At 72.1% G+C, this 12,689-nt stretch carries 11 protein-coding genes, 1 other RNA gene and 1 pseudogene; 3 read left to right on the top strand and 10 right to left on the bottom strand.

Going from position 1 to position 12,689, the window contains the following annotated elements; translation table 11 throughout:
• The 3 genes from FJ251_08415 to FJ251_08405 all read right to left on the bottom strand — a co-directional run.
• A partial coding sequence (locus FJ251_08415; protein MBM4117752.1) for a hypothetical protein occupies positions 1-369 on the bottom strand: 369 nt, incomplete at its 3' end.
• A complete protein-coding gene (locus tag FJ251_08410; protein MBM4117751.1) occupies positions 369-1,358 on the bottom strand; it encodes a PorV/PorQ family protein in 990 nt (329 codons plus the stop codon). The genes FJ251_08410 and FJ251_08415, both read right to left, overlap by 1 nt.
• Complete coding sequence (locus FJ251_08405) at positions 1,358-4,213, bottom strand: TonB-dependent receptor (protein MBM4117750.1); 2,856 nt, start codon at positions 4,211-4,213, stop codon at positions 1,358-1,360. The genes FJ251_08410 and FJ251_08405 overlap by 1 nt, the downstream gene beginning before the upstream one ends.
• Positions 4,214-4,435: 222 nt before the next feature.
• On the opposite strand from FJ251_08405, the gene FJ251_08400 reads away from it, so the two are divergent.
• The 3 genes and pseudogenes from FJ251_08400 (at position 4,436) to FJ251_08390 (ending at position 5,765) form a co-directional block, all read left to right on the top strand.
• Entirely contained in the window at positions 4,436-4,660 is a 225-nt protein-coding gene (locus FJ251_08400) for a hypothetical protein (protein MBM4117749.1), read from the top strand.
• Positions 4,585-5,283, top strand: a pseudogene (locus tag FJ251_08395) (pirin family protein). Before FJ251_08400 ends, FJ251_08395 begins: the two are co-directional and overlap by 76 nt.
• An 8-nt stretch (positions 5,284-5,291) precedes the next feature.
• Positions 5,292-5,765 (top strand): hypothetical protein, encoded by a 474-nt coding sequence (locus tag FJ251_08390; protein MBM4117748.1) that lies wholly within the window; start codon positions 5,292-5,294, stop codon positions 5,763-5,765.
• Here FJ251_08390 and mtnA read toward each other — a convergent pair.
• From mtnA to FJ251_08355, 7 genes are all read right to left on the bottom strand, one after another.
• Positions 5,762-6,826, bottom strand: coding sequence for an S-methyl-5-thioribose-1-phosphate isomerase (gene mtnA, locus FJ251_08385; GenBank protein ID MBM4117747.1), 1,065 nt, complete (start codon positions 6,824-6,826; stop codon positions 5,762-5,764). The genes FJ251_08390 and mtnA overlap by 4 nt on opposite strands.
• A gap of 8 nt (positions 6,827-6,834) precedes the next feature.
• Entirely contained in the window at positions 6,835-7,446 is a 612-nt protein-coding gene (gene maf, locus FJ251_08380) for a septum formation protein Maf (GenBank protein ID MBM4117746.1), read from the bottom strand.
• Entirely contained in the window at positions 7,443-7,925 is a 483-nt protein-coding gene (locus FJ251_08375; protein ID MBM4117745.1) for a D-tyrosyl-tRNA(Tyr) deacylase, read from the bottom strand. Before FJ251_08375 ends, maf begins: the two co-directional genes overlap by 4 nt.
• Positions 7,926-7,976: 51 nt before the next feature.
• Positions 7,977-10,181, bottom strand: coding sequence for a bifunctional (p)ppGpp synthetase/guanosine-3',5'-bis(diphosphate) 3'-pyrophosphohydrolase (locus FJ251_08370; protein MBM4117744.1), 2,205 nt, complete (start codon positions 10,179-10,181; stop codon positions 7,977-7,979).
• A complete protein-coding gene (locus FJ251_08365) occupies positions 10,178-11,950 on the bottom strand; it encodes a hypothetical protein (GenBank protein MBM4117743.1) in 1,773 nt (590 codons plus the stop codon). Before FJ251_08365 ends, FJ251_08370 begins: the two co-directional genes overlap by 4 nt.
• Before the next feature lie 72 nt (positions 11,951-12,022).
• Positions 12,023-12,385, bottom strand: an RNA gene (rnpB, locus tag FJ251_08360) — RNase P RNA component class A.
• Positions 12,386-12,393: 8 nt separating this feature from the next.
• The coding region (locus FJ251_08355) for a ribonuclease HI family protein (GenBank protein MBM4117742.1) at positions 12,394-12,689 on the bottom strand (296 nt) is incomplete at its 5' end.

Raw genomic sequence — 12,689 nt, 5'->3', positions numbered from 1 at the left:
GCCTTTCACCATGTCGTCGGCCGCGTCGTAGACCCAGATGCGGAAGTCGTGGTCGCGGCCGTCGGCGAGCAGGCGCGGCGCCGTCAGGCCCTTGAAGAGGCGCTTGTGGCTGGGCGTCACCAGGTCCGCGCGCTTGTAGGTCGGGTAGATCGACAGGCTCTCTCCGTCCTGGATCACGTAGAAGATGCTCGTGCTGCGGTGGACCAGCACCCCGGTGACGCCGTCGACCAGCCAGCGGAAGGTGACCTCGTAGCTCTCGTCGCCGAGCACTTCGGTGTTCGGGATCTGGCTCGGCAGCTCCGGCTTGATGCCGCAGGCGGCGGCGAAGAGGACGAGCGCTCCGAGCAGCGGAACGGGGCGGGTGCGCATCAGAAGTCCACCCGGATCGCCCAGCGGTGGATGCCGCCCAGGCTGTTGCCGTCGGTGAAGGCGTAGTCGAGCCCGGCCAGGGCGCCCCCGAGCATGAAGTTGGCGCCGAAGCCGGCGGCGAGGCCCAGCTCGTCGGCCATGAAGTTGTAGCCGGTGCGCAGGGCGAGCAGCCCGCCGAGGTAGCCGAGCTCGAGGCCCGTGGCCAGGCTCTCCTGGTTGTCGGCGAGGTGGTTCATCTCCAGGGTCTGCGTGAGCAGCCAGGGGTAGCGCTTCCAGGGTTCGAAGGCGACGCCGAGCTTGAAGGTCGCCGGCGGCGGGAAGCCCTCGTACTCCTCGGCCTTGCTCTCGCTGTGGTTCCAGAACGTGCCGCCGGGCTTCAGCTCGGGCCCGAAGTTGGCGATCGCCATGCCGATGCGCGTGTTCGCGTAGCTCAAGCGGTAGAGCGTGCCGACGTCCACGGTCCAGGCGTTCGTGACCGGACCGCCGACGGCCGAGCCGAGGTCCTCGCGCACGTACTTCAGGGCGAGACCGAGGTGGAGCTGGTCGGTCATCGCGCGCGCGTAGGCGAGGCCGAGCACGGTGTCCGCGAAGCGGAAGCTGCGGCCCGTGCCGTAGGGGTGGTACTCGTCCGTCTCCTCGAGGCTGGTGGTCAGGCTGCCGAGCTGCAGGCCCAGGTTTCCCTGCAGCAGCGGCTGCGGCAGGCTGACGAAGAGCGTTGCGTAGTGGACGTCCGCCGGCCAGGCGACGTAGCTCGCGAAGACCTGGCGGTGCACGACCTGCCCCAGGCCGGCCGGATTGTAGAAGGTCGCGCTGGCGTCGGCGGCGATCGCCGTCCAGGCACCCCCCATCGCCGCGGCGCGCGGGCTGATGTCGATCTTGAGGAAGGTGCCGCTGCTGGTCGCGATGCGCAGGCCGCCCAGCTCCTGGACGGCCGCCGCGGGGCCCGCTCCGAGGAGGAGGACGAGGGCGAGAGCGGGCGCGCGGCGCATCAGAAGTTCACCCCCACGCTGAACTTGAAGCGGCGCGGCGCGCCCAGCCGCGAGGGATCGGCCAGGCTGAGGTAGCGCGCCAGGCGCGAGTCGGGATCCGTGGGCGGATTGAGGTAGCTGCCGACGCCGTCCGCGTAGGGCTTGCCGGTCACGGGATCGACGCTGCGCGGCTGGTTCCAGTCGAAGACGTTCCAGCCCTGCAGCGTGAACTCGAGCCGGTAGTTCCCCCAGAGCACCCACTTCTGGAGCTTGAGATTGAGGTTCTGCTCCAGGGGCCCGTTGTGCGCGTAGTCCTCGCTGATCGGCCGCCCCGTGAGGTCCTCCTTCGTGTAGGCGCGACCGCTCGAGAGGCTGTAGTTGCCGTTGATCCCCCAGTGACCGGGCAGCGGGAGGCCGAGCACCCGCGGCCCGCGCGGCGCCTCGACGCGGTAGTCGAAGGTGGCGCTCAGCGTGTGCGGGCGGTTCCACCAGAGGAAGCCCTCCTGCAGCTCGACCTCGCCCGTGGCGCCGCCGATGTAGAGCTGCCGCTGCGCGTTCGGATCGCTGCTGCGCCCCGTGGCGATCGAGTAGGTGTAGCCCAGCGAGCCGGAGAGGTAGCGGCCGCGCCGCTTGCGCAGGGAGAGCTCGACGCCGCGGCTGCGCGAGTAGTCGCTGTTCCGGTAGAGGAAGTAGGTGGCCTCCTTGCTGCCCTCCACCGGATCGTAGTACTGCACCGTGAAGCGCTCGCTCGTCGGGTAGTTGAAGATGTCCTTGACGAAGACCGTCACGTCGCCGGCCAGGCCGTCGCGGAAAGTGTGCCGCGCGCCCAGCTCGTACTGGATCGTGATCTGCGGGTCGAGGTTGATGTTGCCCAGGTTGCCGAAGAGATCCTCGACGCCGCTCGCCACGTGCGTGTAGACGTAGTAGTAGGTCGGCCACTGGCTGAAGTGGCCGTAGTTGAAGAAGAGGTTGTCGCGATCGGTGACCGGGTAGCTGACCGCGACCCGCGGGCTCACGGTGGACTTGAAGCGATTGCCGAAGAGGGACTGCGTCTCGGCGAAGTACTGCTCGCCGACGGCGGCGCTGAAGAGGTCGCCCGCCGTACCGGTGATCGCGGCCTGCGCCGCCCGCTCCGCGAGCTTGCCCGGGAACCAGAAGTCGCTGCGCAGGCCGACGTTGGCGACGAAGCCCTTGTACTCGATGTCGTCCTGTACGAAGAGCTCGGCCTTGGTCGGATGGGCGCGGAAGATGTCCTTGCGGCCGAGCCCGTCCTCGCGCTGGATCCAGGGATCGCGAATCTCGACGTTCTGGATCGTCTCGTAGTCGACGCCCAGGCCCGCCTTCCCATGGTGGTGCGGGTACCACTTCTTGGTCAGGGACCACTTGCCCGTCCAGCGCTCCACGTAGCGGTCGCGGTACTGGTTGTAGTCCCCTGCCAGGTAGAAGTAGGGGTGGAAGACCCAGTCGTCGCCCTGGGCGGGATCGGGCCAGTCGAAGACCTGCTGCTCGTACTCGCCGAGGAAGGCGCGCAGATCGTCGGTAGTGGGCTTCTGCGAATCCTGGTGGATCCGCACGAAGAAGCGCGAGAGCTGCAGCTCCTGGAACATGGCGCTGCCCAGGTTCCAGCGGTAGTTGAGGACGGCCGTGTTGCGGTCCTCGATGAAGGCGCTGTAGTGGTCGAGGTAGCGCGACCACTGGAAGGGATAGCGATTGCTCTCGCGCGTGAGGTCGCTGATGTCGTGGCGGTCGAAGCCCTGGTCCAGCGCGAGGAACTTGGTCGTCGTCAGCGTGAGCTTGTGGTCGCGATTGAGCCGCCAGGCGAGCTTGCCCGTCAGGTTCCACTCGTTGTTCTGGCGCGGGGCGATGCTGGCGCTCGACCAGGTCACGGGCAGGCCGAGGAAGCTGTCCTCGTAGCGCACCTGCAGGCTGCGGCCGCCGCCGGGCATGCTGCGGATGTTCGGGTAGCGGGTGTCGAGGATCTCGCCGGCGAAGTTGGCGAAGAAGCTGAGCCGCTCGCCCGGGAACCAGGTGCCGCTGCCGGGCAGGGGGCCGCTGAGTTGCAGCTTGTAGGTGTCGGTGAAGTAGTGCTCCCAGTCCGACACCACGCCGGGCAGGTGGTCGATCCCGTACTCGGCGAAGCCGCTGAAAGTCTCGCCGCCCTCCTTGAGGGTGACGTTGATCACGCCCGCCATCGCGTCGCCGTACTCGGCCCGCCAGCCGCCGGTGATCAGGTCCATGTCCGACACCGACTTCGAGTCGATGCCCTTGGCGCTGCTCGTTCCGGCGAGGGCGTCCTTCATCGGCACGCCGTCGACGAGCACCAGCGTCTCGTCGGCGCGGCCGCCGCGAATGTGCAGCTGGTCGTCCTGCTTGACGACGCCCGGCTGCGTGACCACGACCTCCTCGACGGTCTCGACGGGCATCTTGGCGATCTCGTCGGCGGCCAGGCTCTTGCTGCTGCTCGCCTCGGTGACGTCGACCAGCGGCTTCTCGCCGTAGACCGTGATCGTCTCGCTCTGGATCACGGTCGGCTCCAGCACGAACTCGATCTCGAGGACCGTGCCGTTGCGCAGGCGCACCAGCGTCCTCTCGGCCATCTTGTAGCCCATGTAGCTGGCGCGCACCGTGTAGGTGCCGGGCGGGATCTCGGTGATGAGGAAGGTGCCGTCGTCCAGGCTCATGCCGCCGAACTGGGTGCCGAGCAGCACGACGTTGCCGTAGGCGAGCGGCTTGCCGGTGGCGGCGTCCAGGAGGACGCCCGTCAGCGTGGCCCCCGCCGCCTGCCCGAATGCCGGGCGCGCCGCGAGCCCGCCCAGGCCAGCCATCGCGAGGACGAGAAGGGCCGCCCAGAGCGGCCGGCGCGCCAGAGACTGCATCGGGCCAGTTCCTTGCCGAGAGCGGCGTTGCGTGGACGACGGGGGCTCGCCCGGAAAGGGCACGCTAGCACAGGGTTTTTCGCGCTGTCAACGGGCCCAACCCGCGGCGGGGCAGCCTTGCCAGGGCTGCCGCCATCTGAGATACTCATACAATTGTACGCCTCCCGTCGCCGCGGCCGCGCCACCGGCAGCGGCGCTCACGCCCCACTCCTGGAGCCCCCCATGCCGAAGCTTGCCCCCCGTCTGCTCGCCCGCCTCCTCCTCGTCGGCGCGGCGCTGCTCGCCCCGGCCAGCGGCGGCGCCGCAAGCGCCCTGCCCGACACCCGTCACGCGGACTGGCGCGGCACGCCGCGCCTCCAGCTCGAGCCCGCCTGGCCGGCGAGGTCGAGCACGGCGACAGCCTCGGCAACCGCGGCGCGATCCGCGCGGGCGACATCCAGTGGATGACGGCCGGCCGCGGCATCCTCCACCAGGAGATGCCGCGCGGCGACGCCCAGGGCCGGATGCACGGCTTCCAGCTCTGGACCAACCTGCCCGCCGCGCTCAAGATGACGGCGCCGCGCTACCAGGAGATCCCTGCCGCGGAGATTCCCGAGCACACGGACGATGACGGCACGCGGGTCCGCGTGGTTTGCGGCGAGTTCTGGGGCCGGCGCGGGCCGGTGGAGGGGATCGCCGCCGACCCTGTCTACCTCGACGTCAGCGTGCTTCCCGGCCAGCGCAAGCACCTGCCGGTCGCCCTGGACAGCCACGCCTTCGCCTACGTGTTCGCGGGCAGCGGCCGTTTCGGCGGGGCCTCGGCGCCCCAGCCGATGCCCACGGAGAACGCCGCGGCCGCCGAGGAGCGGCTGGACGCCGCGCTCACGGCCGCCAACCGCTCGCTCGTCCTCTTCGACCGCGGCGACGCGGTGAGCGTCCAGGCGGGCGAGGAGGGCCTGCGCTTCCTGCTCGTCTCGGGCCGCCCCTTGCGCGAGCCCGTCGCCTGGCGCGGGCCCATCGTGATGAACACCGACGCGGAGCTGCGCGAGGCCTACGCCCAGCTCGAGCGCGCCACCTTCCTCAAAGTCTAGGAGCCGCCATGGCAACGACCCCGCTGCCTCCCTACCGGTACGCCGGCGCCCGCGCGCTCGTGCTCCTGCACGAGGAGCAGATGCGCGACTTCCTCGCCGTCTGGCGCCAGGCCGCCGCGGCAAAGCTCGCCCTGCCCGCCACCGCGGATCCCGACTACGCCTCGCTGGAGACGCTCCTGCACCACGTGCTCCGCGCGGCGCGCGGTTACCTGGTCTGGTGCTGTGCGAATCTCGGCCTGCCCGCGCCGGGCATCCCCGAGGCGCCGGCGGCCGAACGGGTCGCCGCCGAGGCCGAGTCCTACCTCGAGGCGCTGCTCGCAGGCTGGCGCACGCCCCTGGCCGGCATCGACGAGGATCGCTTCGGCGAGGAGTACCCCTCGCGCTGGCGGACGGTCTACTGCATCGACGCCATGCTCGAGCACGCCGTGGTGCACCCGATGCGGCACGCCTTCCAGCTCCGGCGCCTGCTGGCGGCCCGCTAGCCGAAAGCCGCGGAGTCGTAGGGTGGGCCGACACGACCGCGCTCGGTGAAGAAGGCGGTGACGAAGCCGGCCGGTGTCACGTCGAATGCCGGGTTGCGCAGGGCCAGGCCGGAGGGCGCCCAGGGCGCGCCGCCGTCCGGCAGCAGTTCCGCGCCGCCGCGCTCCTCGATCGGGATATCGCGGCCCGTCTGGCAGCGCAGATCCACGGTGCTCAGCGGCGCGGCGACGTAGAAGGGCACTCCCGCGTGCGCGCAGGCGAGCGCGAGGGGCAGCGTGCCCACCTTGTTCGCCGTGTCGCCGTTGGCGGCGATGCGGTCGGCGCCGACGATCACGGCGTCGACGCCGCCGGCGACGATGAGCGAGGCCGCCGCGCCGTCCACCTGGAGCGTGGGGGGGACGCCCGCGCGCGTGAGCTCCCAGGCCGTGATCCGGGCGCCCTGGAGCAGGGGCCGCGTCTCGTTCACCCACACCGCGAAGCGCCGGCCCGCCGCGTGGCCGGCGAGGACGACCCCCAGCGCCGTGCCGACGCCACCCGTCGCCAGGGGTCCCGCGTTGCAGTGCGTGAGGATGCGCGCCGGCTCGGGCAGCGCGGCGAGCCCGGCGGCCGCGATGGCCGCGCAGCGCGCGGCGTCGTCCGCGTGCCAGGCGTGGGCTGCCGCCTCGAGCGCCGCGAGCAAGGCGGGCGCGCCGGCGCCCGCGGCCAGGACCCGCCGCTCCGCCGCCGCCATGGCGGCCAGCGCCGCGGCGAGATTCGCCGCCGTCGGCCGCGTGGCGAGCAGCGCGGCCCGCGCGCCGGCGAGACGATGCGCGGCGGCCTCCGGCGAGAGCGGCGGCGCCTCGGCCAGCGCCGCCGCCAGGTCCACGCAGAGCCCGTAGGCCGCGGCGATGCCGATCGCCGGTGCCCCGCGCACGCGCAGGCTGCCGATCGCCTCGGTCACGGCGGCCAGATCGCGGCAGTGGGGGTAGCGCTCGGCGGCGGGCAGGAGGGTCTGGTCGAGGAGGCGCAGGCAGCCCCGCGCATAGGCGAGGTTGCGCGGGATCCCGGCGGGCAGGGCAGGCAGCGCGGTGCTCACGGTCCCTCCGCGGCCCAGGCGCGGAGCATGTCGGTGAGCAGCGCGAGCGGCAGGCCCATCACGTTGAAGTAGCAGCCCGTGATCCCGGTGACGAACTGCGCGGCCAGGCCCTGGATGCCGTAGGCGCCGGCCTTGTCCGGCGGCTCGCCGCTCGCGACGTAGGCGGCGATCTCCGCGCCGCTGAGCGCGCGCAGGCGCACGGCGGTCTCGCTGGCCTCGACGCGGCTGATCAAGCGCTGGCAGGCCGGCTCGTAGCGCGCGAGCGCCAGGCCCGTGATCACCGCGTGCTCGCGGCCGGAAAGGCGCCGCAGCATCGCGGCCGCTTCGGCCCCGTCGCGCGGCTTGCCGAGGGCCAGCCCGTCGACGATGACGAGCGTATCCGCGCCGATGACGAGGGCGCCCGGCGCGGCGAGGGCCACGGCCTCGGCCTTGCCGAGCGCGTGGGCGCGCGCCGCCTCAGCGGGCGCGCGGCCGGCGTCGTCTTCGTGGTAGTCGCTGGGCAGCACGCGAAAGGCGAAGCCGAGGCCCGCGAGCAACTCGCGCCGCCGCGGGCTGGCCGAGGCCAGCACGAGGTCCGCCTGCAGGCGCGCCGGCACGAAGGGGTTCATCCGGCGCCCTCGCTCGCGTCGGCGCCCTGCGCGTCGCGCGCCTCCCGATCGATGATGAGCGTCACCGGACCGGCGTTGACCAGCTCCACCTCCATCATCGCCTGGAAGACGCCGCTCGCGACGCTGAGTCCTTCCGCGCGCAGGGCGTCCAGGAACTTCGCGTAGAGCGCCGCCGCCTGGGCGGCGGGCGCCGAGCCGACGAAGCTCGGCCGGCGACCCTTGCGGCAGTCGCCGTAGAGCGTGAACTGGCTCACCGCCAGGACCGCCCCGCCCACGTCGCGCAGCGAGCGGTTCAGCTTCGCCTCCGCGTCGGGAAAGATGCGCAGGTCGGCCAGCTTCGCCGCCATCCACTGGACACACGCGGTAACGTCGGTGCTCTGGAAGGCGCAGAGCACGACGAGGCCGGGCCCGATCGCCCCCACCGTCTCGCCCTCGACGCGCACGGCCGCGCGCGCCACGCGCTGGACGACCACCCTCATCGCGAGAGAAGCCCCGGCCGGCAGTGGACGCCGCCTTCCGCGTGGCCGCCGCTAGCGCCGGTAGGCATCCTGCACCCCGCGCACGCCCTTGACCTGCCGGAGGATCTCCTCGAGCTGCTCCGTGTTCTTCACCTCCAGCGTGAAGTGGAAGTGGTTGAGCATGTCGCGCTCGTCGCGGTCGAAGCTGCCGCTCCGGATGTTGGTGCCGGTCTTGGAGATCTTGCCCGTGATGTCGACCAGCAGGTTCGGCCGGTCCTGCGCCGACACCTCGAGGCCGACGAGGAAGGTCTCGCTCTGGCCGGCGTCCCACTCCACGGCGACCCGCCGCTCTTCGAGCCCCGGGTCCTGGACCAGGTTCAGGCAATCGCTGCGGTGCACGCTGATGCCGCGGCCGCGGGTGACGACGCCGACGATGCCGTCGCCCGGCACCGGCTTGCAGCAGCCGGCGAAGCGGATCATCAGGTTGCCGTGGCCCTCCACGCGCACGCCGCGCTGGGCGTCGTGGCGGACGCGCGTCACCCGCTCCTCGTCGAAGAGGTGGCTCTCGCGCTCGCGCTCCTCGGGCGGGTAGACGCGATTGAAGACCTGCGCCGCGGAGAGGTTGCCGCGGCCGACGCCTTCGACGACGTGCTCCGCGTTCTCGGTGCCCAGCGCCTCGGCCGCCGCCGCGAGCTGCTTCTCGTCCGGGTAGGGCTTGTGGTGGCGCTTGAACTCGCGCTCGAGCAGCTCGCGGCCCAGCTCCAGCGACTGCGCCAGCTCGCTCTCGCGCAGGCGGCGCTTGATGCGGCTGACCGCCTTGCTCGTCTTGACGAAACCCAGCCAGTCCCGGCTCGGCCGCGCGTCCTTGCGCGTGAGGATCTCGACGACCTCGCCGCTGGTGAGCGGCCGGCGCAGGGGTACGATGCGGCCGTCGATCTTGGCACCCACGCAGCGGTCGCCCACCTGCGTGTGGATGGCGTAGGCGAAGTCCAGCGCCGTCGAGCCCACCGGCAGGATGTGCAGATCGCCGCGCGGCGTGAAGACGAAGATGCCGTCCTGGAAGAGATTGATCTTCAGGTGGGCCATGAACTCCGAGGGATCCTCGCTCCACTCGCCGCCCTTGAGCTCGTCGAGGAAGGTGCGCAGGAAGTCCAGCTCGCGGCTGGTGCCGAGGTCCTCCAGCTTCTCGGCCCCGCTCGCGCCCGCCTTGTAGCGCCAGTGCGCGGCGATGCCGAACTCCGCGATCTCGTGCATCTGGTAGGTGCGGATCTGGATCTCGAAGACGCGCCCGTCCTCGCCGATCACGGCCGTGTGCAGGCTCTGGTAGCCGTTGCGCTTGGGCGTGGCGACGTAGTCCTTGAAGCGCTGCGGCAGCGGCTTGAACAGCGTGTGCACGGCGCCGAGGGCGTGGTAGCACTCGGCCACGCTCTCGGTGATGATGCGGATCGCCATCAGATCGAGGATCTCGCCGGCGCCCAGCTGCTGGTCCTGCATCTTGCGCCAGATGCTGTAGAGATGCTTGGCGCGTCCCTCGACGGCGCACTCGATGCCGTTCTCGTCCATCGCCGCCTGGATGCGATCGCGCATGGCGGCGATCAGGGCCTCGCGGCTCTCGCGGCGCATGCCCATCGCCTCGGCGACGCGGGCGTAGGCTTCCGGCTCGAGATACTTGAAGGCGAGGTCCTCGAGCTGCCACTTGACGCGGCCGATGCCGAGCCGGTGCGCGAGCGGCGCGTAGATCTCCACCGTCTCGCGCGCGATGCGCTCCTGCTTGTCGGCCCGCAGCGAGTCGAGGGTCGACATGTTGTGCAGGCGGTCGGCCAGCTTGATGAGCAAGATGCGGATGTCCCGGCTCATGTGCAGGAGCAGCTTGCGGAAGTTCTCCGCCTGCGCGCGCTCGGCGCTCTCGAAGCGGAGGGCCCCGATCTTGCTGACGCCGTCGACGAGCAGCGCGACCGTCGGATTGAACTCCTCGCGCAGCAGCTCGGGGCTGAGACCGGCGTCCTCGACGGTGTCGTGAAGAAGCGCGGCGGCGATGGCGTTCGAGCCCAGGTTCAGCTCCGCGCAGGTGCGGGCGACCGCGAGGACGTGGCTGAAGTAGGGCTCGCCGGAGACGCGCCTCTGGTGCGCGTGCGCGGCCTCGGCCCGCCAGAACGCCCGCTCGATGATCTCCGCCCCCACCTGCTGCGAGAGCCGCCGCGCGAGCGCGATCAGCTCCGCCAGCTCGGCTGCGCGCGCGGGATCGCGCGGGGGCGCCGCTGCCTCCTCGCCGCTCATCCCGCCGTCCCTGCCGGCGCGCACTCGACGAGTTGCAGGGCGAGCCCGTGTTCGCCCGGCGCGCGCTGGTAGGTGTCGCGGCCGACGCGCACGCAGAGGTCCAGCGCGAGACCGCGGTGCAGGCGCGCGCCCAGCTCCCCGGCGCGGCCGAAGGCCATCACCTTCAGCTGCGCGCCGCCGGGCAGGGCGAGCTCGAGGCGCAGGTGCTGGCCCTTGAGCACCCGGCTGTCGACGGGGACGGCGTCCCTGAGGAGCAGCAGCGGCTCGGGATTGCCCTCGCCGAAGGGACCGAGCTGCTCCAGGGCGTCGAGGAAACGGCGGTCGAGTTCCCCGGCGTCGACGGCGACGTCCGCGGTCAGGGGCGCCGGCGCCGGCGGCGGCGGCGCCGCTGCCTCGAGGGCCGCCGCGAAGTCCCCCCAGCAGCCGGCGCGGACCGCGAAGCCCACCGCTCGCCGGTGCCCGCCGTGCCGATCCAGGCTCGCGGCGCAAGCGTCGAGCAGGGCCTTGAGATCCTGCGCCGGCGTGTCCGGACCCCGGCCCGAGCCGCGGGCGGCGCCCAGGGCATCCAGCCCGGCCAGGATCACCGGCCGGCCGAACTCCTCGCTCAGGCGCGCGGCGCTGATGCCGAGCAGCCCCGGCGGCCAGGCGGCGTCGGCCAGGGCCAGCACGCCGAGCGGTCGGCTGTCCCCGGCCGCCTGCGCCAGGCGCTCGCGGGCGCGGGCCCGCGCGGCCTCGGTCACCTGCGCCTCGAGCTGGCGCCGCTCGGCGTTCGTCTGCTCGACGCGGCCCGCCAGAGCGATCGCCTCCTCCCCATCGTCGCTGAGCAGGAGCTGCAGCGCGAGCTGGGCCGAGCCCAGCCGCCCCGGCGCGTTCAGGCGCGGAGCGAAGCGATAGGCCAGGTCCTGGGCGCTCAGCTCGCCGACCTCGAGCCCGGCGGCCCGGGCCAGGGCGCGCCAGGCGGGATGGCGATCGTCGCGCGAGCCCGGGCGCGCCGTCAGGCGCCGGCTCATCTCGCGCAAGCCGGCCATGACGAGCAGCCGGTTCTCGCCCGTCAGCGGCGAAACATCGGCCACGGTGCCCAGGGCGACGTAGTCCAGCCAGGTCTCCGCGGGCAGTGGCCGGCCCAGGGCCTCGTGGAGGGCGCGGGCCAGCTTGTAGGCGAGGGCGCTGCCGCAGAGCTCGGCGTATGGGTAGCGGCTCGCCGGCCGCTTGGGACTGATGAAGGCGAGGGCCTCGGGTCGCTCCGTGCTGAGGTGGTGATCGGTGACGATGGTGTCCACGCCGCGCAGCGCGAGCTCCTCGATGAGCGCCCCCTCCGAGGAGCCGCAGTCGACGGTGACCACGAGGCTGCAGCCGGCGCCGGCGGCGTTCTCCAGGGCCCGGCGAGAGAGGCCGTAGCCGTCGCGCTCGCGGTGGGGCACGAAGGCCTCGGCCGCGAAACCCAGACCGCGCAGCGCCCGGCGCAGGAGGGCCGCGCCGGTGAGGCCGTCCACATCGTAGTCGCCGTGGATGAGCAGCTTCTGGTCGTGCTCGCGGGCGAAGCGCAGACGGTCGACGGCCAGGGCCATGTCGGGCAGCAGGTAGGGATCGTGCTGGCGGGCGGGATCGCTCTCTCGCCAGTGGTGCCAGGCGGCGGCGTCGCGCAGACCGCGCTGCCAGGCCAGCACGGCCACCGCGCGGGGCAGCTCCAGGGCAGCAGCGAGCCGATCGACCTCGGCCGCGGCCGGCGCCGCGCGGAGGCGAAAGGTCGGCGCTGGGGCCTGCTGCAAGGATCCTCCTCCGCCGGGCGGGGTGGCTGGCGCATCCTGACCGGCGGGCCGCCGCGCGCCCCGACGGGCGAAAAGGGAAGCGAACCTGTAAGCCGGGTTCTGTCCTCCCCGCGGGGAGGGATGGCCATTTATCTGGGACCGCCGTTGCCGGCGGCCTCGAGCAACCTACCCGGGAATCGGGCGAGACGGGCCGCCTCTCTTCCCCTATTTGGTCTTGCTCCGGGTGGGGTTTGCCGTGCGGCGTCCGTCGCCGGGCGCCCGGTGAGCTCTTACCTCACCTTTTCACCCTTACCCGCCCATCTCGCGATGGCGCAGGCGGTTTGTTTTCTGTGGCACTTTCCGTGGAATCGCTTCCCCTGGGCGTTACCCAGCACCCTGCCCTGTGGAGCCCGGACTTTCCTCGAAGCAATGCTCCGCGGCCATCCGGTTCGCTTCCGGGGCGATTATAGGGAGTCGAGCGCCTGATTCGCAAGGGCATCGGCCAGGGCGTTCTCCGCGCGCGGGATGTGCCGCACCCGCCAGGCGCTGAAGGCGGTCAGGGCGAGGCGCGCCTCCTCGTAGAGCGGCTTGAGCAGCGGGTGCTTCACCTTGTAGCGCCCCTCGAGCTGGCGGACGACGAGCTCGCTGTCCATGGCGATCTCGACACGCTCGCCCCCCAGGCGACGCGCCGCGGTCAGGCCGAGCAGCAGCGCGCGGTACTCGGCCTGGTTGTTGGTGAGCACGCCGAGGGATCTGGGGG

It is taken from the genome of bacterium (assembly GCA_016873475.1).
GTDB lineage: Bacteria > Krumholzibacteriota > Krumholzibacteriia > JACNKJ01 > JACNKJ01 > VGXI01.
This window is presented reverse-complemented; position numbering and strand designations above follow the sequence as displayed.